This window comes from Photorhabdus hindustanensis (genome assembly GCF_002968995.1).
Classification (GTDB): domain Bacteria; phylum Pseudomonadota; class Gammaproteobacteria; order Enterobacterales; family Enterobacteriaceae; genus Photorhabdus; species Photorhabdus akhurstii.
On sequence record NZ_PUWT01000014.1, the window covers coordinates 1 to 20,867 of the forward strand.

Sequence of the window (20,867 nt, forward strand, 5' to 3'; positions counted from 1 at the left end):
TTTCCAATCCCTGCTCAATATCCCGTAAATCCAACAGTTTGCCTTCACGCGCGGGAAAGGGCGTGATGCGTTGAATATAATGGCCGCTATCCGGGGTATAGCGAATATGCCGGATGTTGCCCGGTATCATCACCAGTTTTAGCGTTTGGGTACGCAGATCCTGGGGAGGAACCAGAACCCGGCTGGTGACATAGCCGTGATTAATGAGCTGATCTTGCAACTGGGTTATCAGCCGGCTAATGCCTTTATCGCCCAGGCAATGGTTTTCGCCCTGTTGGGCGACACGTCGGAACGGTAGCCAGTGTGGAAAATTTTCGGTGCCGGCCAATACAACATGGGTGACAGGAAAACAGGGGGTTTCCACCGCAAAGGCGGCTGACTCCCCGGTTTCCGGTACCGACAGATGAACTTCCGCAGGCGGCGGGGCTAATTGAGCTTCCAGCGCTTGCTGACGGGCCTGTTGATGAATGAGTTGTTGATCTGCGATGTCGGCGGTTTGACTGCCTGAGGCTACGCTACAAAAGACCGTTAATACCAAAATACTGCTTTTCATTGACTTTCTATTCCACAATGTTGAAGCAGCATTAACCACGAATTTAACTTAGCGATCAATATTTAGGGTTGATTATCAACCGGGCAACTAAAATAGGGGGTTGGTTAAGATAGCAGCAAAAACAAGAGGTTATATGACAAGGCAAAAAACAGGCCAATGTGATTATTTTGTAACAGCATTGTATAAAAAATAGATTAATATTAATCATTTAATAACCAACATTAATAATTTCAAATTAATTTTATTGTTTTATTTTAATAATGTGATTTACATCACATTTATGATGATTGATTTCAGCATTGAATGACTTGAACTGTGACAGTTATTTTTAATTTGTGATGAGGTATTACCTTTTCTGATTAGGTTGGATGATAACTTGTAGCTCAGTTGGCAGAGCTATGCTATTGCGGATTGGGAGATAATCATCAGAAGCAGGTGTTGATAGTGATTACACAGCTAATTTCTCTATTACCGGACTGGGCTACCCATATCGATTTTGGTTAAGTAAACTCTATCAAGTAAAAATAAAAAAGACGCTGTATACCCCTATCGTTAAGCTCGATAGCAAACAGGCATCAGAAGTCGCGAAAGCCACCGTGAAAGTGTTATACGGGTTAAAACAAAAGGTTAAAATATTACATTCGATAACGGTTTAGCATTTGCAGAGCATGAACTCATCAGTGAGATATGTTTACTTCCAGAGTAACGATGTTGCACTTATTATGTGAATCTATTCCACAATATTAATAATGTCATTCAAACCTACCCACCTTAATAAAAGTCTACTTTTTATTTTAAGAAAAATAACTTCCTTACCAAAGCGATTATAAATTAATTCTAAAATCACATTCAGCAATAATTAGTATAGATGGCCCAGTTACTCTCTAACAGAACAATGGACTAAGAAATAATAATAATATGAAATACCCAGTTATAGTTATACTGAGGAGGAAATTAACCAAAGAGGAGAATGATAATGAACATATCCCTTGAGTACTTTCAATCTGCAAAATTTGACGGTAATTTATATCTCAAATGTCACGGTGAAATTAGTAACAATACAGAAATAAAATACACTGTAACCAATTCAAATACAAAAGAGATATATGAATGTTATAGTGAAGATAATCAAATCACCTGCTTGACTTCACTAAAACCCGCAAATTATACCATAGAAACCATTCTTGTCCAGGATGGTAAAACAATTGCCGAGCTTACACCAGAAAATATAGAAATAAAAGAATCAGATTTCTTGTTTGATATCAATAAGAAAATCGATGAGATAGATAAAAACGAAACTGATAATATCGACATTAACCATATACCCCCAAAACAAACACCCTCTAAAAGTAACACTGTCTCTTTAAAAGGAAATAATGATATCCAAAATAAGAATTTGAAATATAATCTTGAGATTATGTTTTTCCCTGATGGATTAAGAAAATTTGAAATAGAAAAAGATAATTTATTACCTATTTTTAATTCATATAAAAACGCAATAGAGATAAAACCTGTTTTTAATCAAGAAGATTTAAATAGGAAAACCTGGAAAACACCAGAATTCAGTAAATTAACTCATCTTTACAAGATAGACGCTGATATTAATCACGCTAATTTGGTCAAGTTAGCCAATGAACTAGAGGAGCTGGATTATGTCGAATTTTGCTCTCTTACGCCGATTTTGAAAGAGTTGCCGCCACCGCCTTTACTTCTGTCCGAAGAGGAAACCATAATTCCTGAATTTGATACTACTCATATCGTTACACCTGATTTTTCACATCTACAAGGATATTTAGACGAACATAACGGTATGAATATTAGAAAAGCCTGGGATGAAGGTTATAAAGGTAAAGGCGTCACTGTACACCATCTTGATTTTGGCGTTTATAGAAACCATGAGGATTTAGTTGGTAATATTACGGTTATCAACAGCCGCCCAGAAACACAAGATTGTAATCACGGCACAGCAGCCACCGGCTGTATTTCTGCAAAAGATAATGAATTCGGTGTGACGGGTATTGCTCACGAATGTCAATTCCGTTTTTATGACGTCGATGATTTTGATAGAATAATATATAGCTTTTTACCAGGAGATATTATTAGTTTAAATATTCAAACTGTAGCCAATAATAGATATTATCCTTTTACCTACCTCAAATCTAATTGGCAAAGAATAAAAAGTTGTGCTGATGCAGGAGCTATCATTATTTTCGCTTCTGGTAATAGTGGTATTAATTTAGCCTATGACTTCACTTTCCCTAATTACGGTGATCCTGGTGGTATTATGATCGGTGCCTGCACATCAATTAATGGACACCGATTAGGCTTTTCCAATCATAATCTTCACACCAGTTTAAACTCCTGGGGTGAGAATGTCACAACTACTGGATATACAAACTTACAGTACCTACCAGGAAATAATAGAAATTATACTCGCGGTTATAATGGTACATCCAGTGCTACACCTTTAGTCGCAGGGGCATTAGCACTTATTCAGTCCTATGCCAAATCAAAATATCATAAATATCTTAACTGCACTCAAATAGCAACACTGGTTAGAAGTAGCGGTTTTACAATAGGAGAACTACAAGGAATCGGCTCGCGACCAAATGTCGCAAATGCTTTCAAATTAGTTGATCGTTTGCTTTCTTAATTAAGGTAAATGATTTCAGATTAAAGTAGTGATGTTTTATCAGGGCCGCCCGTTATTCTACGGGGGGCCTTGTATTAATTAAGTCATTAATGCAATTTTAATCGCGGGCGAATTACACGGTTTATACCGCCAACAAGCATCATCAAGCTAGTTTTGATATATCCATGTAAGGCTACCTGATGCATACGATATAAAGAGATATAGACAGCGCGAGCTACACGCCCTTCTATCATCATTGAACCACGCATCAAATTGCCCATCAAACTACCCACCGTACTGAATTTAGACAATGACACCAATGAGCCATGATCTTTGTAGGTATACTCTTTTAACGGTTTATCATGCAACAAGGCAATAATATTACTGTAACAGCAGCTAGCCATTTGATGAGCCGCCTGCGCCCTTGGTGGAACAAAACCGCCTTCCTTCTTCGAGCATGACGCACAATCACCAATGGCAAAAATATGATCATCAAGTGTCGTTTGCAGCGTTGGCTTCACCACTAACTGATTAATTCGGTTAGTTTCAAGACCCGCAATATCTTTCATAAAATCAGGTGCTTTGATACCGGCAGCCCATACCATGAGATCAGCTTTAATTAGCTCACCCTCTTTAGTATTCAACCCGCGTTCATCAGCACTGGTCACCATAGTTTTGGTTAATACATGAACGCCAAGTTTTGTGAGTTCCTGATGTGCCGCAGCAGAAATACGTGGCGGCAATGCAGGCAAAATCCGCTCCCCTGCTTCGACTAACGTCACGTTCAACGCTTCTGAATTCAACCCTTCAAAACCATAACTGTTAAGCTGTTTTACCGCATTGTGCAATTCCGCTGATAGCTCAACACCTGTCGCACCACCGCCAACGATAGCAATATTAACCTTATCTTGCTGCCCACAGTTTGCAGAATACTTAAGAAACAGATTCAACATTTCATTATGGAAACGGTGAGCCTGTTGTGGATTATCCAGGAAGATACAATGCTCTTTCACACCCTGTGTATTAAAATCATTGGATGTACTGCCCAAGGCCATAACCAGAATGTCGTAGCTCAATTCACGTTCAGGCACCAGCACTTCGTTATATTCATCCCTGATCTCAGCCAAAGTAATTTTTTTGCTATCACGGTGAATATCAGTCAACGTCCCTAATTGGAAACTGAAATAGTGATTACGGGCATGGGCCAGATAACTCAACGCATCAACCCCATCGTCAAGGGAGCCTGTTGCCACTTCATGTAATAACGGCTTCCATAAATGACTTTGGTTACGATCCACCAGCACAATTTCTGCTTTCTTCTTGCGACCCAACTTATGCCCCAGACTGGTTGCCAGTTCCAAACCACCGGCACCTCCACCAATGATAACAATTCTCTTCTTTGGTGTTGTCATGACTACTCCACTAAAATGTAAACCAAATGTTATTTAAGGGCAGTAAAATAATACCTTTAAATAACATTTAGCTTTATACAAATAACTGATGTGATAATTACAGAATATCATGACTGGTTAGTAGGTCATACCAAAATTGAACAACATCAAATTCTTTTGAATAAATAAACATCAATCACAAAATTTGTCAATTTATTTTCAGTTGGTTGGATTCAGCTCTTATTTTTCTCATGTTTTTATTGACGCAGGAAAGAAAATATGAATTAAGAAAGAGATCTTAAAAAAACCTGATATCAAAGAAATTTCAGGAATGCGACAATGCTATTTATACAAAAAAGCGGGATATTTTCCCGCACAATTAACGCTAAAGGTCATCTATTTGGCAATAAAACAAACATAAAAGATGACTTTACAATTACCGCACACAACCCTGCCATTGCTCATGTAAAGCCGTTAGTGCTTTATTAGCCTGCTGCCAACGTTTTGAATTCTTTAACTCATTCAAACTGTATTGATTACCTCGATGATACAATTCTGATAATTTCTCCACTTTGGTCAAAGGCAGATTATCAAGCACGCTAATCGCTCCATCACGGTTATTACATATCAAAATCATGTCACAACCTGCATTGAGGGCAGTCTGCCCGCGTTCAACGTAACTTCCCATCATCGCCGCCCCCGCCATAGAGAGATCATCGGAAAATATCACGCCATCAAAGCCCAATTGCTGACGCAGCACTGATTTTAACCAGTATGACGACCCGCTGGCTGGATGCTCATCTACCTGAGAATAGATCACATGAGCCGGCATAATCGCATCCAATAAATTGCGCTGAATAAAATCACGAAAAATAGACATATCATGATGACAAATAACTTCCAACGGGCGATCATCACAGGGAGTTTCTTTATGAGAATCAGCATCAACAGCACCATGCCCCGGAAAATGTTTACCCGTCGATTTCATACCAGCAGAATGCATGCCTTTAATAAAGTGCTCCGCCATCATCTTGGCCTGTTCGGGATCTTCATGGAATGAACGTTCACCAATAGCCACACATCGGTGACCTAAATCCAAAACCGGAGCAAAGCTGATATCAATATCCATAGCAATCATTTCAGACGCCATCAACCAACCCGCCTCTTCCGCCAATTGAATTCCATTGAGATTGTCACTCAATCCAGCAAAAGATTGAGCCGCCGGTAAACAAGTGAAACCTTCACGGAAACGCTGAACTCTGCCGCCTTCTTGATCAACAGCAATCACAAGACGATGACGGGAAGCCTTACGAATCTGACGTACTAATTCTCGTAATTGCTCAGGATCATGAAAATTACGGGTAAACAGAATTAATCCGCCCACTAATGGATGTTGCAAAATTTCCTTCTCTTCATTATCCAATTCATAACCAACAACATCTAACATGACCGGACCCATAACATTCCTCACTTGTATTCATGTACTGCAATTAATGCAGTGCGATATATTTAAAACGTTAGACCAAAAGAGAGACGTAACGGTTGTGCTAATTCTAAAAATTGTGGATCACCACTCTGTTTCCAACGCACTTCAAACCACATCAAAAACATATAATCAACCCAAAGTCGCCAACGTTTAATCTGGCGCTCTAATAGTGTGCGATTCAAGTATCCTGATGGCTGACAACAATAGTAGTTCAAAAAATCTTGCTGTTGCGATTCATTCCAGTGATTAGTGCGAAACAGTGTCGCTAGCGCAAACCCAATATCGGTATCAGTTGCATATTCCCAATCAATGAGTTTCAGCCCCTGAAAAGTATTAAGCAAATTACCGTAATGCACATCCATATGAGCGGGTGATAATTTGAGTATTGAAGGCATTGGAGATGACATAAAATGTTTATGCAACCGCAACCAGCGGGGAGTAAGACGCGTTTTATCAATTTGCAACCAGTGGCTTTCTAACTGATGCCGTAGTTGAAGCCGGTAGCCAAACAGCGGCTGGTGATGCAAAATCGCCAATAATGCCGCCAATTTTTGCAAAAAATCAGGCTGAGAAAACTCATTTTGCCCAATCACATGGCCGGGCAACCACGTCAACAACAGCCAATGAGGAACCATTGCTATGACTTGCGGAGCAATTTTTACCTGGCTGAGATGGCGCAAAATGGCGCTTTCACGCTGACGATTAACGCCAAGCTGTTTCCCTTGTTGCCACTGCCTACGGCCGACAACATGATATTTACCATTGGTGGCGTAATAGCTCCCATTTGTCAGACCGCTTAACGGTCTTATTTTCCAATCGCCTACTTCGGTATGCGGCCATTGCCTGCACAATGCCCGCAACAAACAATCATGATTATTTAACGTCACCGTGCCCTGACCAAAGAATCTCACCCGTCTGTACCAGCATCAGTTGCATGACGATATCGCGCTTATCACTGTTACCTGAAACTATAGAATAGAGGACGTAATCGGCATTCAAATAACGCGCCAGACCAATCGCCTTGCTACGCAATCCCAGACTATCTTCCTCAGATAAGCCTAGAGATTGACGAGCACTTTGCACTTGATTTTGTGGTACTAACTCAAAAACATGCTTGCTACTGACAGCTTGACGCAAAGCATCGGTTGCTTGCATAGTTTGTAATGCACCGTTGGTATTATTTTTTACTGTATCAACTAATAGTAACTTCCCGTTTTCCAACCCATGAGCCTTAACTAATTGCTCTACTAATGGCTGCACAGTACTTTCCCAGTCAATCGCGCGCATTTTCGGGAGTTCTGGCACTTTTTCCGATGGCGGCGTCGGTTTTTCCGATGGAGTCACAGGTACAATCGGCGTCGGAGGTTCAGGCTGCTCCGGTGGCAAGGATGGACATCCCGCCAAAAACATAACCGATAGTGCTACAAAAAGAATTCTTCTCATTAACCTATTCCAATTACAGAGTTTTAAAAAACAGATAAATTTCTGCTGTGACAGCAGCAATATATTATCAGTTCAACTCCAATGATAAATTTGCAGCATTTATTAAAAAATCGAGATATTCGAGGCATCTTGGAATAAACATCCCCGAATATCTGCCTATATCCATGAATTTCAATACTTCACATTGACTTCATCAACAATGGCCCTAAATGGCGACCGCCAACCAAATGCATATGAATATGATAAACTTCCTGTCCCGCATGGCGGTTACAGTTCATAATCAAACGATATCCATCTTTAGCAATGCCTTCTTGTTCAGCAATTTTTGCCGCAACCGTCATCATGCGCCCTAACGCTGCTTCATGCTCCGGTTTAACATCGTTCACTGTTGGGATAAGGACATTTGGAATAATTAGAATATGGGTCGGTGCCTGTGGAGAAATATCGCGGAATGCAGTGACCAGATCGTCCTGATAAACAATATCAGAAGGTATTTCACGGCGAATAATTTTACTGAAAATAGTTTCTTCTGCCATCACATTTTCCTTTTATTCAAAAAAACAACCGATATATGAGCGCTTACAAGCCAAAGATTCAAGTTGATAAATCAAATTTTGTCTACATCAACATGAAATAAATCGCAAAAATTCTGTGTAGTCACTTCTGCTATTGCCTCAACACTCACACCTTTGAGTACAGCCATATATTCCGCAACATCACGTACATAGGCTGGCTGGTTCTCTTTGCCACGATGAGGAACGGGTGCAAGGTAAGGCGAATCAGTTTCAATCAGAATACGATCTAATGGTACATATCTCGCCGCTTCACGGATCTGCTCTGCATTACGGAAAGTAACAATACCAGAGAATGAAATATAGAAACCTAAATCCAGTAATTCTCTAGCCGTATCTTTATCTTCCGTAAAACAGTGCAAAACACCGCCACATTCTCGTGCCCGTTCTTCACGCAATACCTTTAAAGTATCATCACGAGCACTACGGGTATGAACGATAACAGGCTTGTTGAGTTTGCGTCCGATACGAATATGTTCACGAAATGAGGTTCGCTGTAATTCAGCATTATCCTGTTGATAATAGTAATCCAACCCAGTTTCACCTAGTGCAACAACTTCATTCTCGGCCGCTAAACGCGCCAACTCATCAAAGTCATAACCTTCATCCAAGTTAAGTGGATGAATACCACAGGAAAATACGATATTTTCCCGTTTACCAATTAGCGTTTTCATTTGCTGGAAACCAGGTAGCGTCGTCGCTACTGCCAGCATAAATTTAACCTCCCGATCTACCGCTTTTGCAACAACATCATCTACATTTTTATGTAGGTTTTCATAATCGAGACAATCGAGATGACAATGCGAATCAACTAACAACATATTTAAACTCGTATACAAAAAGATTTTATGGTTATGAAGTAAACTGTTTTTCCCAATTAAGCAACTGTTCTACCAACAACAATTCCCAATTTACGCCCACGACTGAAAGCAACTGATGACGACAAGACATCCAATCACCAACGCTTTGCAGCAAAACAGCCATAGTATGCATGGAACTCAATTGATAAATCAGCGTTTGTTGATCCTGATTGATGCAATAACGCTGTACCTGCTGTTGCCACTTCACCGCATCAAGTAACAAGCTAATAAGCCAATGAAGGCGTTGTGGCGCATTTTCATGATTAAGCTGGGGTAAAAGTGACAAAGCATCACGTTTATCCAAAGCCTGTTTAACAGCCTGACAAAACTGCTCCCGTATCTGCCATTGCTCCGGTTGCAATAATTGCTCTGCTGCTACAGGAGCCCCCTGAGACAGTTTCAATGCTGTTATTGCATCGGCAGAAGAAATTAAAGGCAACTGTTTTTGCAACCAATAAAGACTACTTTCCGTTTCAGGCACCGGCAAAAAATAGTAAAAACAACGGCTACGTAAAGTTGCCAAAAGGCTGGCTGGTTGCCGACATTCCAGAAGAAAATAGGTATGTTCCGGCGGTTCCTCCAACGTTTTCAATAATGCATTAGCCGCAGCATCTGTCAAACACTCGGTCAAAGGTAACCAGACAATTTTTACCCCACCTTGCTGAGAACGGCTATAAAGCTTTTCCGTAATCTGCCGTATCGCTTCCACACCAACGCTGGTTTTACCCTTCTCCGGTGACATAATGTACCAATCAGGATGAGTCTCTGCCATCATCAGATGACAGCTATGACACTTCCCACAACTTTTCATCCCCTGTCTATCCTGACACATCAACCATCGGCTTAATCCATAGATCAACGCATCGGCCCCAGTACCTGCATTAGCATGAACCAATAAAGCGTGATGGCCTCGACCTTGCTGGTGAGATTCCACCAACTGACGATATGCCTGATTAAGCCACGGATACCAATTCATTAGCCATTTTCCTGCTGCTTTAGCCATTGCTCAAGTACCTGATAAATATCTGCTTGTACTTGCTCGATTGGTTGAGTGGCATCAACGGTCGCAATACTCTTATCCTGTGCTGCAAACTCCAGGTAACGACTGCGCGTACGATCAAAAAAATCCATCGACTCTTTTTCAATTCTGTCTAACTCTCCACGTTCACGAGCGCGCAGTAAACCAATCTGAGGAGGAAGATCGAGATAAATAGTCAGGTCAGGACGGAAATCACCAAGCACAGTATCACGTAGCGAACTCATCAAGTTTTTATCAATACCACGCCCTCCCCCTTGATATGCCTGGGAAGAGAGGTCGTGACGATCACCCACAACCCATGTACCGCGAGCCAAAGCAGGTTTAATCACATTTTCGACTAATTGAACTCTGGCTGCATATAACATTAACACCTCTGCTTTATCCGTCAGAGATTCACCTTCAACACCTTGTTTAATTAACCCACGTAATTTTTCTGCCAGTGGTGTTCCACCCGGCTCACGGGTAAAAATTAAATTCTGAATACCGTGCTGCTGCAATATTTCAACGACTGTTTTCATCGCTGACGTTTTTCCCGCACCTTCCAGCCCTTCAATAACAATAAATTTGCTGTTCATTTGTCCTGTTTTAACCTATGACGATAAATATTTACCGCCTTGTTATGCGCAGCTAGATTGGTCGTAAAAGTATGACCACCTTTACCATTCGCCACAAAATAGAGAAATTCGGTTTTTGCCGGGTGGGCAGCCGCTTTTATGGAAGCGAGGCCAGGCATCGCAATCGGTGTGGGTGGCAGGCCATCAATCATATAAGTATTGTAGGGCGTCAATGTCGTTAAATCTTTACGAAAAATAGTGCCTGTGTATTTTTCACCTAAACCATAAATCACGGTCGGATCAGTTTGAAGCCGCATGTTCAACCGTAAACGATTAATAAATACAGAAGCAACTTTTGTCCGCTCAGCCTCAACACCGGTCTCTTTTTCAATAATCGACGCCATAATCAACATTTCATAAGCATTCTTATAGGGTAGATTTTTGTCGCGCCCTTCCCACTCCTCTTCAAGCGTCATTTTCATCTGTCGATATGCTCGTTTCAGCAACGCCACATCGCTTGTACCTGCCGTATAGTGATAGGTATCAGGATAAAGCCACCCTTCCAAAGTATCGGTATCTTTTATATCAAGTATCTCAGCCAACTCCTGCGCATTTTTATTATCCAATTCATGCTTAAGATATTCAGATTGCTGTAGTATTTTCCACCAGTCAGATAAACGACTACCTTCAACAAAACGGACCGTAAATTGCGCTTCTTTACCACTAGAGAATAATTGCAACATTTCCCGCAACGTCATTTCTCGTGTCAATTGGTAAGTTCCCGCTTTAAATTCGGCAAGTTTTGGCTCCAACCTTAATAACCAAGGGAAAATATGACTATCTTCAATCAAGTTATCCCGCACTAGTAACGCCTCCAAACCATGACGACTAATACCGGCTGGTAAGGTAAATATTCGATCCTGTTTAATTGTTAGTGTTTGATCCGCAAATTTTTCAACTTTTTTATAGCCAGCATAGAGTAATATTGCTGCCGTAATGACAACCAAAACCAATAGAGCAAAAAGACTTTTTTTCCGTTTCATCAATTAATCTAATCACTTAAATACATTGTTCACTTAGACACATTATGAATTACAATTTCAGACATTCAGGAAGCAAATAATCATATAGCTCCCTTGACTGATATTTCCATGTAGGCTGATTTTCATGAACTTGAATTTCTCTGACAGGTATCACTGGCATTAAAGAATTACAGACTATCACTTCATCTGCATCAGCCAATGTCTCGGGATAACAGTTTACACAGGAAAAGTGATAATCACTTTCCGATAATAACGCGATTATTCTTGCTCGCATCACCCCTTCGATACCACAGCCTCGTAAATCAGGAGTATACACATCTTTTCCTTTACGCCAGAAAATGTTTGCAGTACAGCATTCAACCAATAAACCATCCGTATCAAGTACCAGAGCTTCATCAGCATTTGATTTTTCGATAAATGATTTAATCAATACCTGTTCTAATCGGTTAAGGTGTTTAATTCCGGCAAGATAAGGGTTTATTCCCATCGGTATCGGACTGAGCACCAGAGAAAAACCTTTCTGACGCTGTTTCAAATAGTTATCGGGATAAGGACTAAGAGACAAAATCTGATTGGATTGCGTAAAACCCTCAGCACTATAACCACGCCCTCCGGTTCCGCGGGAAATAATAACTTTAAGTACACCTTGTTCAGTTGTGGAAGCAATCTGTTTTATATGGTTTTCAAGCTGTTGCCAATCAGGTTGTGGAAGATATAACCTTTCAACGCCTTTTTGTAATCTTTGGATATGCAATGGCAATAAAGCGGCCTGCCCCTGTTCTATTTTTGCTGTTGTGAAACAACCATCACCGAATTGAACTGAACGATCATTCACTGGTAAATAGTCGCTCCGCTCCCCATTAATCCAATACATATCACTTTATTCTTAATTACTCAAAAAAGGCATTTCAATCAATTTATCAACAGACGGTATGATAGTATATCGCTGTCACGAGTGCAAAAATGCCCATGATTCTTGCCACAAAAAAAGCTCCAATAATGATTAACTATTGGAGCTCTCTATTTTGTCGCCTCTCAATATTTACAAATTCATACCGAGGGGCCTTCAACAGCAATTTTCTGTAATATCAGGCTTTGTCTGTCAATCAGGCTTAATCTTACGGAAAATCAGTGAGCCGTTAGTACCACCGAAACCGAAAGAGTTACACAATGCATATTCCATCCCCTCTACCTTACGGGACTCATTTGGCACGAAATCCAGACGGCAGTTCTCATCCTGGTTTTCCAGGTTGATAGTTGGCGGAACAACCTGATCACGCAATGCCAGGATAGTGAAAATAGATTCAACCGCTCCCGCAGCACCCAACAAATGACCCGTCATTGATTTGGTGGAACTCACTAAAACATCAGTGCCTTCACCAAACACGGACTCAACTGCATGGGCTTCCGCTAAATCGCCAGCCGGTGTTGAAGTACCGTGAGCATTAATATATCCCACTTGCTTGGTAGTGATACCGGCATCTTTCAGCGCATTTTCCATCGCCAGCGCAGCACCTGCGCCATTCTCTGGTGGTGACGTCATATGATAAGCATCACTGCTCATGCCAAAGCCAACGATTTCTGCGTAAATTTTCGCACCACGTCTCTTCGCATGCTCATACTCTTCCAGCACCAGAATACCTGCGCCATCCCCCAGAACAAAGCCATCGCGGTCTTTATCCCACGGACGGCTTGCACTCTGTGGATTATCGTTACGGGTAGATAAAGCACGGGCAGCGCCAAAACCACCAACCCCTAGAGGAGTACTGGCTTTTTCCGCACCACCTGCCAGCATAATGTCAGCATCATTATAAGCAATAATACGGGCAGCATGACCAATATTATGTACACCTGATGTACATGCTGTGGCGATAGAAATGCTTGGACCACGCAAGCCGTAAATAATACTCAAATGACCTGCTACCATGTTTACAATCGTAGAAGGTACGAAGAATGGGCTGATCTTACGAGGACCGCTCGCCACCAATGCCCCGTGATTTTCTTCAATCAGACCCAAACCACCAATACCAGAACCAATAGCAGCACCAAAACGACTAGCATTGGCTTCTGTTACTTCAATTCCGGAATCTTCAATGGCTTGCACACCTGCTGCAATACCATATTGAATGAAGTCATCCATTTTTCGTGCATCCTTGCGCGAAATATTGAAATCTTCATGATTAAAATCTTTAACCAGACCTGCAAACTTAGTTGCATGGTGACTGGTGTCAAAATGGTCAATAAGGCTGATACCACTCTGTCCGGCACAAACAGCTTTCCAAGAAGATTCTGCTGTATTACCGACAGGAGATAACATGCCTAGTCCGGTCACAACTACTCGACGCTTAGACACGCTTATCCTCCAGGGAGGGAAATTATTTAGGGCAGAAACATAGGCGGTCGAATGACCGCCTAGGTGTGTTCACTTATTCGCTTTGGTTCTGGACGTAATCAATAGCTGCCTGAACTGTAGTGATCTTTTCTGCTTCTTCATCTGGAATTTCGATATCGAACTCTTCTTCCAGAGCCATTACCAGTTCAACTGTGTCAAGAGAATCAGCGCCCAAGTCATCTACAAAAGAAGCTGAATTAACGACTTCTTCCTCTTTAACACCAAGTTGTTCAACGATGATTTTTTTAACGCGTTCTTCAATAGTGCTCATGCTATTAAATTTCCTATCAAAATTCGCTTTCGCGATGGTTTTCGTAGTTTATAAAATACAGGAAAAGATGCAACCCAATCCCGGCTGGTCGAACCACAAACGTGCACTATTTTGCGTTATTTGACACAAAAAATGCAACTGGTTCGCTCATTTTTTAGTTCATATACATGCCGCCATTGACATGTAATGTTTCGCCTGTGATGTAAGCCGCTTCATCAGAAGCTAAGAAAGCCACAGCACTAGCAATTTCTTTTACATCCCCAAGCCGCTGAGCGGGGATATCGCTCGAAAAGTTCGCCAACTGCGCCTCTGGCAATGCTTTTAGCATATCAGTTTCAATAAGCCCTGGCGCAACAACGTTAACAGTAATACCACGGGAAATCACTTCGCGTGCCAATGTTTTACTGAAACCAACAATCCCTGCTTTCGCCGCTGCATAGCTTGCTTGCCCAGCGTTCCCCATCGATCCAACAACAGAACCAATAGAGATGATACGACCATAACGTTTTTTTATCATAAAGCGCATTGCCGCTTTCGACATACGGAAAACGGATGAAAGATTAGTGTCGATAACATGCTGCCACTCATCATCCTTTATGCGCATCACCAGGTTATCAGCCGTGATACCCGCATTATTCACTAAAATGTCAAGTCCACCCCACTCTGTCCGGATGGTAGTCATAAGCTGTTCAATCGATTCCGGATCAGTGACATCCAGTACAAAACCTTTACCTTTTTCACCAAGGTAAGTACTGATGACTTCAGCACCTTTTTCGCTTGTTGCTGTACCAATGATATAGGCTCCGCGCTCTGCTAATAGCTCAGCAATTGCACGGCCGATCCCACGGCTAGCACCTGTTACTAATGCAATCTTTCCGTCTAATCTCATATTGTTCCTCAATTATTTTCCAATGCAGTTATTAGTGAAGCTGTGTCATTAACTGCTGCTGCACTTAAGGTATTGACAATTCGTTTAGTTAAACCTGTCAAAACTCTACCTGGCCCTATTTCTAATAGCCGCCCGACACCCTGTCCAGCAATAAATTCAACTGTTTCTGTCCAACGGACAGGGTTATAGAGTTGTCGTACCAGTGCATCACGGATAGCTTCAGCAGATTGTTCTATTTTCACATCAACATTATTTACCACCGGGAACTGAGGATAGCTAAATTCAATTCCTTCCAAAACAACTGCCAGCTTATCTGCGGCGGGTTTCATCAGTGCACAATGCGACGGTACACTGACTGCCAAAGGCAGCGCACGTTTCGCTCCGGCGGCTTTACATGCATCACCAGCACGCTCTACCGCCTCTTTCTCACCGGCAATAACAACCTGACCAGGTGAGTTAAAGTTAACAGGAGAAACAATTTGCCCCTGAGCTGCTTCTTTACAGGCGCGATCAATGGATTCATTATCTAAACCAATAATAACATACATTGCACCAACACCTTCAGGTACAGCTTCTTGCATCAATTTGCCACGCAGTTCAACAAGTCTAATTGCTTGTTTGAAATCAATGACACCTGCACAAACCAGTGCAGAATATTCACCAAGGCTATGTCCAGCCATCAGTGATGGTGCTTTTCCACCTTTTTCCTGCCAGACCCGCCAAATAGCAACCGATGCTGCCAACAACGCGGGTTGAGTTTGCCATGTTTTATTCAGTTCTTCTTCTGGCCCCTGCTGAACCAGTGCCCAGAGATCATATCCCAGTACATCAGATGCTTCAGCAAAAGTTTGCTCGACAACCGGGAACGCTGTAGCCAAATCGGCCAACATACCAAGGTCTTGAGAACCCTGACCAGGAAATACCATTGCAAATTCAGACATAGACATGTTCATCTTCCTGTCAAATTAAAAACGTATCAGGGCTGAACCCCAAGTAAGGCCACCACCAAAAGCCTCAATTAAGATTAACTGACCACGCTTAATCCGGCCATCACGCACTGCTTCGTCAAATGCCGTGGGTACCGATGCCGCAGAAGTATTACCGTAACGATCTAGTGTTACCACTACTTTATCCATTGTCATGTCTAATTTTTTAGCTGTCGCTGCGATAATACGCAAATTAGCCTGATGAGGTACCAGCCAATCCAACTCACTATACGGTAAGTTATTTGCTGCTAAAGTCTCATCAACTATATTAGCCAATTCACGAACTGCAATCTTAAATACTTCATTACCGATCATACTGGCATACGCTGGTTCTTTTAGATCCTGACGCTCCTGATAAGGCAATACCAACAATTCACCATAGCTACCGTTTGCATGAAGGTGAGTTGAAAGAATTCCTGGCTCATTAGAAACCCCTACCACCATAGCACCTGCACCATCGCCAAACAGGACAAGTGTTCCGCGATCGTCTGGATCAAGCGTTCTGGTAATAGAATCAGAACCAATAACCAATGCATGTTTCGCCACACCGGTTCTAATAAACTTATCAGCAATACTCAGTGCATAAACAAAACCAGAACAAGCGGCAGAAATATCAAAAGCCGCTGAATTTTGGGTACCCAACATGTGCTGAATTTGGCACGCAGAACTAGGGAAAGCATGGGTGGATGAAGCTGTTGCAACAATGATTAAATCAATCTGATCTTTATCAATGCCCGACATTTCAATTGCTTTCTCGGCGGCCCGAAACCCCATAACCGCAACGGTTTCATCATCAGTAGCAATACGACGTTCGCGGACACCTGTACGGGTAACAATCCACTCATCAGACGTATCTACCATTTTTTCTAAATCAGCATTAGTACGCACTTGCGCAGGCAGATAACTACCTGTACCTAAAATTTTTGTATACATGTATGTTCAGTCACTCTTGGGTAATGCTGTTTCCAGGCGTGCAGCAATTCTATCAGGAACCTGCCTTTCAACGGCCTGAACAGCCTGTTCGATTGCGGCTTTAAACGCATGCTCATTAGCCGCCCCATGGCTTTTGATTACAATTCCATATAATCCTAACAGACATGCGCCATTATACTGGTCAGGGTTCAGGTGACCGAAGCGTTTTGTCATCCGTTTTTGCAACCACTTCTTGACTATTTTCAACAACCAGGAAAACTTTTTCTTTTGTCCATCCGATGATTTAAGCAGGGATAAGATAACTCTGATCGCCCCTTCCATCGTTTTTAACGTCACGTTACCTGCGAAGCCGTCACATACCAGTACATCACTCTTACCTGTCAGTAATTCATCACCTTCCAGATAACCAATGTAATTTATTGTCGGAATGCTCTTTAAAACAGTGGCGGCTTCGCGGATATTATCCAGCCCTTTACTCTCTTCTGTACCAATGTTAAGCAATGCTACCGCGGGATTAACCACCCCTACGACTTCCTCGGCCATCACTGAACCCATAATGGCGAATTGTACCAACATGCGGCTATCGCAATTAACATTGGCGCCTAAATCCAATACGACCGTTTTCCGCTGTTTCAGGTTTGGCAACACGGTCATCAAAGCAGGTCTTTCAATGCCTTCTATAGATTTTAGCATCAATTTAGATAACCCCATCAATACTCCGGTATTTCCTGCACTGATACACGCTTGCGCTTCACCTGATTTCACTAAATCCAGGGCAATACGCATTGACGTTCCTCGGCTGTTGCGAATCGCTTGCGATGGTTTCGCATCATTAGCCACAACCCGTTCAGCAGGAACCACTTGTAAACGACTGAGCAACTCAGCATCGCTATTTACAAGCATCGGAGAAATGATATCGGGGATCCCGACCAGCAATAATTTAAGTCTAGGGTTAGACGCCAGTGCCTGCAATGCAGCAGGCACCGTAACGCGAGGACCAAAGTCCCCGCTCATGGCATCTAACGCTAAAGTCAGATTAGTCAAGGTATTAACTTGCTAATGAATGACTGGCGGAGATTATTTGTTGATGACTTTGCGGCCACGGTAGTAGCCATCAGCAGTCACATGGTGACGCAGGTGAGTTTCACCAGAAGTTTTATCCACAGACAGTAATGGTGCAGTCAGTGCATCATGAGAACGACGCATACCACGTTTAGAACGAGTTGGTTTATTCTGTTGTACGGCCATTGACCTTACTCCTTAAGTACTTTTCTTTAAGCTGGCTAATACGGCAAATGGGTTTGGTTTTTCAGCCTCTAGAGGTAATTCACCAAACACCATGTCCGCCTCGGACACTTCACAGTGTTCAGAATCATGTACCGGAACCACCGGCAGAGAAAGAATTATTTCATCTTCAATCATTGCCAGCAAATCTATTTCGCCAAATTCGTTAACGTCAATTGGCTCATACTCTTCCGGTAATGCTTCAGCCTGTTCATCATTGACGACCGGGCTAAAACAATATGTTATGTGAACGTGATGGCTGAAATTACCGCCACAACGCTGACATTCAAGCGTAACATCCACATCGGAATGCCCACGCACAACCGCCAGACGTTGGTTATCTATCTGAAACGATAAAACGCTGTCTACATCATTGTCCACGCTAACCACAGATTCCGCGATACGCAAAACTTGCCCAGGTGAATAACTACCTGCGTAGTCTAATCGTTTCTGAGCTGCGCGAAGCGCATCAATGGTTAGGGGTAATTTTACCTTTTGCATAAGGCGCGCATATTATCTTTGTAATGAGATATAGTCAAAGAAAAAGGCCACACATCTGCACCTTTCCGCCAAATATTCGCTTATTAAGCTGTGCCTAGTTTAAAATGCCTGCAATTATTTCGCCATGTCTTTTGGAAAAATTATGACACAAATCATTTTAGCTTCCACCTCAGCTTACCGCCGCATGTTACTGGAAAAACTTCGTTTACCCTTTATATGCGCGGCTCCTGATACTGATGAAACACCTCGAATGAATGAAAATGCAGAACAACTCGTTATGCGTTTGGCACAAGCCAAGGCACAGGCATTACAAGCTAAATATTCTCAGCATTTGATTATTGGTTCTGATCAGGTTTGTGTTATTAATGGCGAAATTACCGGCAAACCTCACAATTTTGAAAATGCATTTAAACAATTACGGCAAGCCAGTGGTCATTGCGTCACCTTTTATACCGGCATTTCTCTCTTTAACAGCAAAACAGGAATAGCAGATACCCGCTGTGAATTATTCAATGTCTATTTTAGAGAACTCACTGATGATGAAATCTGGGCTTATTTAACCGCGGAAAAACCCCTTAATTGTGCCGGAAGCTTTAAAAGCGAAGGGTTAGGAATTACTTTATTTGAACGACTTGAAGGGAAAGATCCGAATACGCTAATCGGTTTACCATTAATTACATTGACTGAATTATTAATCCGCCAGGGGGTAAACCCTCTGACGGAAATAGGTTAATTACTGTGATACTGACGTAGCGTTTTTATACAATAGCGCAATTGCTCATCCATCGGCGCTTCAAGACGTAATGTCTCCCCCGTCGAAGGATGAGTAAATTTTAGCGCGCTGGCATGCAAAAATAGGCGGTTAAGACCCGTATCTGACAGTTGCGAATCAAAGACTTTATCGCCATAACGATCATCAAAAGCGATCGGATGCCCAGCATATTGTGTATGAACACGGATTTGATGAGTCCGACCTGTTACAGGGCTGGCTTTCACTAACGTTGCATTGGTAAAACGCTCTTCTACTTTAAAACGTGTTTCAGAAGGCTTACCTTCACTGTTTACCTTAACAATCCGCTCACCACTTTGCAGGATGTTTTTCAGCAATGGAGCCTGAACAACTTTACAATGTGATTGCCATTGTCCCCGAACTAAAGCCAGATAATCTTTCTGCATCTGTTTAAGTCGTAACTGCTCGTGCAAGGCCCGTAAAGTTGAGCGTTTTTTAGCAATTAACAAAATTCCAGAGGTATCACGATCCAAACGATGCACCAATTCGAGGAATTTGGCTTCGGGACGTAAAACCCGTAGCCCCTCAATAACGCCAAAACTTAAGCCACTACCGCCATGAACCGCCGTACCTGAAGGTTTATTGAGCACCAGAATATGGTCATCTTCGTATAAGATACAATCGCCTAATGCAGCGACTTTATCCAGTTTAGCTGAAACCGGCGCCTCTTGCCGTTCCGCAACCCGAACCGGCGGAATTCTGACAACATCCCCCGCAGACAATTTATACTCAGGTTTTACCCTGCCTTTGTTTACCCGAACCTCGCCTTTACGCACAATCCGGTAAATCATGCTCTTAGGAACCCCTTTCAAACGCGCTAATAAAAAATTATCAACACGCTGTCCGGCCTCATCGTCATCAATAGTGACAAATTGTACAATTTGATTATTCGTTTTCATGATAGCAATTTTAATTATCACTCAAGCAGAGTGCTACTCATTTTTAAATATGTGTAAAAATCACGCATACTTTCTGGCTGTTACCTTCCCTACTTTAAGATAAAGATTAAATATTAACTATTTCTTCCTATTTCATCAGAAAAACCGCTTAAAGACATAAAGTCACCTTGCTATCACCCCAACAGCAATGGAATAATACGTAGCCACCATCAGTTTTTTAATCCTGAATGGCGAAGTTAAACGTTTGTTCTTTATTTGATTGCACAAAAACGCAGCAATGGCGTAAGACGTACTGGGAAATCAAATAATTAGCGGGCTACGGGTAGCAGATTACTGGGATTGGATCAAA

The 20,867-nt window shown here is 42.0% G+C and carries 22 protein-coding genes and 1 pseudogene; 3 read left to right on the plus strand and 20 right to left on the minus strand.

Going from position 1 to position 20,867, the window contains the following annotated elements; translation table 11 throughout:
- Positions 1 to 553, minus strand: a 553-nt coding sequence (locus tag C6H66_RS05600; RefSeq protein WP_146111024.1) for a POTRA domain-containing protein, incomplete at its 3' end; no start/stop codon positions are given.
- 527 nt (positions 554 to 1,080) lie between these two features.
- Here C6H66_RS05600 and C6H66_RS05605 point away from each other — a divergent pair.
- Together C6H66_RS05605 and C6H66_RS05610 are read left to right on the plus strand one after the other, a co-directional pair.
- Positions 1,081 to 1,238, plus strand: a pseudogene (locus C6H66_RS05605) (IS30 family transposase); the annotation flags it as partial.
- Between the two features lie 291 nt (positions 1,239 to 1,529).
- Positions 1,530 to 3,206: a S8 family peptidase gene (locus C6H66_RS05610; RefSeq protein WP_105395041.1), complete on the plus strand. Its 1,677-nt coding sequence runs from the start codon at positions 1,530 to 1,532 to the stop codon at positions 3,204 to 3,206.
- A gap of 86 nt (positions 3,207 to 3,292) precedes the next feature.
- Here C6H66_RS05610 and C6H66_RS05615 read toward each other — a convergent pair whose 3' ends face one another.
- The 18 genes from C6H66_RS05615 to yceD all read right to left on the minus strand — a co-directional run bounded on the left by C6H66_RS05615 (position 3,293) and on the right by yceD (position 18,829).
- Positions 3,293 to 4,597, minus strand: a complete 1,305-nt coding sequence (locus C6H66_RS05615) for an NAD(P)/FAD-dependent oxidoreductase (protein WP_105395042.1) — start codon at positions 4,595 to 4,597, stop codon at positions 3,293 to 3,295.
- 415 nt (positions 4,598 to 5,012) lie between these two features.
- Positions 5,013 to 6,035: a beta-N-acetylhexosaminidase gene (gene nagZ, locus C6H66_RS05620; RefSeq protein ID WP_105395043.1), complete on the minus strand. Its 1,023-nt coding sequence runs from the start codon at positions 6,033 to 6,035 to the stop codon at positions 5,013 to 5,015.
- A gap of 50 nt (positions 6,036 to 6,085) precedes the next feature.
- Complete coding sequence (gene thiK / locus C6H66_RS05625; protein ID WP_248000613.1) at positions 6,086 to 6,973, minus strand: thiamine kinase; 888 nt, start codon at positions 6,971 to 6,973, stop codon at positions 6,086 to 6,088.
- Entirely contained in the window at positions 6,936 to 7,505 is a 570-nt protein-coding gene (lpoB, locus tag C6H66_RS05630; RefSeq protein WP_046395074.1) for a penicillin-binding protein activator LpoB, read from the minus strand. The genes thiK and lpoB overlap by 38 nt, the downstream gene beginning before the upstream one ends.
- A gap of 179 nt (positions 7,506 to 7,684) precedes the next feature.
- The gene (gene hinT / locus C6H66_RS05635; RefSeq protein WP_105395045.1) at positions 7,685 to 8,041 is read right to left on the minus strand and encodes a purine nucleoside phosphoramidase; all 357 of its coding nucleotides are present in this window, start codon (positions 8,039 to 8,041) and stop codon (positions 7,685 to 7,687) included.
- Between the two features lie 71 nt (positions 8,042 to 8,112).
- Positions 8,113 to 8,898 (minus strand): metal-dependent hydrolase, encoded by a 786-nt coding sequence (locus C6H66_RS05640; RefSeq protein WP_105395046.1) that lies wholly within the window; start codon positions 8,896 to 8,898, stop codon positions 8,113 to 8,115.
- 31 nt (positions 8,899 to 8,929) lie between these two features.
- Positions 8,930 to 9,913, minus strand: coding sequence for a DNA polymerase III subunit delta' (gene holB, locus C6H66_RS05645; protein WP_046395087.1), 984 nt, complete (start codon positions 9,911 to 9,913; stop codon positions 8,930 to 8,932).
- Entirely contained in the window at positions 9,913 to 10,551 is a 639-nt protein-coding gene (tmk, locus tag C6H66_RS05650; RefSeq protein WP_105395047.1) for a dTMP kinase, read from the minus strand. The genes holB and tmk overlap by 1 nt, the downstream gene beginning before the upstream one ends.
- A complete protein-coding gene (gene mltG / locus C6H66_RS05655; RefSeq protein ID WP_105395048.1) occupies positions 10,548 to 11,573 on the minus strand; it encodes an endolytic transglycosylase MltG in 1,026 nt (341 codons plus the stop codon). Before mltG ends, tmk begins: the two co-directional genes overlap by 4 nt.
- Positions 11,574 to 11,622: 49 nt before the next feature.
- Positions 11,623 to 12,447: an aminodeoxychorismate lyase gene (gene pabC, locus C6H66_RS05660; protein ID WP_105395049.1), complete on the minus strand. Its 825-nt coding sequence runs from the start codon at positions 12,445 to 12,447 to the stop codon at positions 11,623 to 11,625.
- A gap of 228 nt (positions 12,448 to 12,675) precedes the next feature.
- Complete coding sequence (gene fabF / locus C6H66_RS05665) at positions 12,676 to 13,926, minus strand: beta-ketoacyl-ACP synthase II (RefSeq protein WP_046395080.1); 1,251 nt, start codon at positions 13,924 to 13,926, stop codon at positions 12,676 to 12,678.
- 73 nt (positions 13,927 to 13,999) lie between these two features.
- Entirely contained in the window at positions 14,000 to 14,236 is a 237-nt protein-coding gene (gene acpP / locus C6H66_RS05670) for an acyl carrier protein (protein WP_011147052.1), read from the minus strand.
- 154 nt (positions 14,237 to 14,390) lie between these two features.
- Positions 14,391 to 15,125, minus strand: coding sequence for a 3-oxoacyl-ACP reductase FabG (gene fabG / locus C6H66_RS05675; protein ID WP_046395081.1), 735 nt, complete (start codon positions 15,123 to 15,125; stop codon positions 14,391 to 14,393).
- A gap of 8 nt (positions 15,126 to 15,133) precedes the next feature.
- A complete protein-coding gene (fabD, locus tag C6H66_RS05680; RefSeq protein ID WP_105395130.1) occupies positions 15,134 to 16,066 on the minus strand; it encodes an ACP S-malonyltransferase in 933 nt (310 codons plus the stop codon).
- Between the two features lie 24 nt (positions 16,067 to 16,090).
- Complete coding sequence (locus tag C6H66_RS05685) at positions 16,091 to 17,044, minus strand: beta-ketoacyl-ACP synthase III (protein WP_105395050.1); 954 nt, start codon at positions 17,042 to 17,044, stop codon at positions 16,091 to 16,093.
- 6 nt (positions 17,045 to 17,050) lie between these two features.
- Positions 17,051 to 18,088: a phosphate acyltransferase PlsX gene (gene plsX, locus C6H66_RS05690; protein WP_105395051.1), complete on the minus strand. Its 1,038-nt coding sequence runs from the start codon at positions 18,086 to 18,088 to the stop codon at positions 17,051 to 17,053.
- A 33-nt stretch (positions 18,089 to 18,121) separates the two neighbouring features.
- Positions 18,122 to 18,292 (minus strand): 50S ribosomal protein L32, encoded by a 171-nt coding sequence (gene rpmF, locus C6H66_RS05695; protein ID WP_011147057.1) that lies wholly within the window; start codon positions 18,290 to 18,292, stop codon positions 18,122 to 18,124.
- A 12-nt stretch (positions 18,293 to 18,304) separates the two neighbouring features.
- Positions 18,305 to 18,829, minus strand: a complete 525-nt coding sequence (gene yceD, locus C6H66_RS05700) for a 23S rRNA accumulation protein YceD (protein WP_105395052.1) — start codon at positions 18,827 to 18,829, stop codon at positions 18,305 to 18,307.
- A 142-nt stretch (positions 18,830 to 18,971) separates the two neighbouring features.
- Between yceD and C6H66_RS05705 the strand changes: the two genes are divergently transcribed.
- Positions 18,972 to 19,562: a Maf family protein gene (locus C6H66_RS05705; protein ID WP_046395084.1), complete on the plus strand. Its 591-nt coding sequence runs from the start codon at positions 18,972 to 18,974 to the stop codon at positions 19,560 to 19,562.
- On the opposite strand, the gene rluC is transcribed toward C6H66_RS05705, so the two are convergent.
- Positions 19,559 to 20,518 (minus strand): 23S rRNA pseudouridine(955/2504/2580) synthase RluC, encoded by a 960-nt coding sequence (gene rluC, locus C6H66_RS05710; RefSeq protein ID WP_046395089.1) that lies wholly within the window; start codon positions 20,516 to 20,518, stop codon positions 19,559 to 19,561. The genes C6H66_RS05705 and rluC overlap by 4 nt on opposite strands.
- Positions 20,519 to 20,867: the final 349 nt, after the last annotated feature.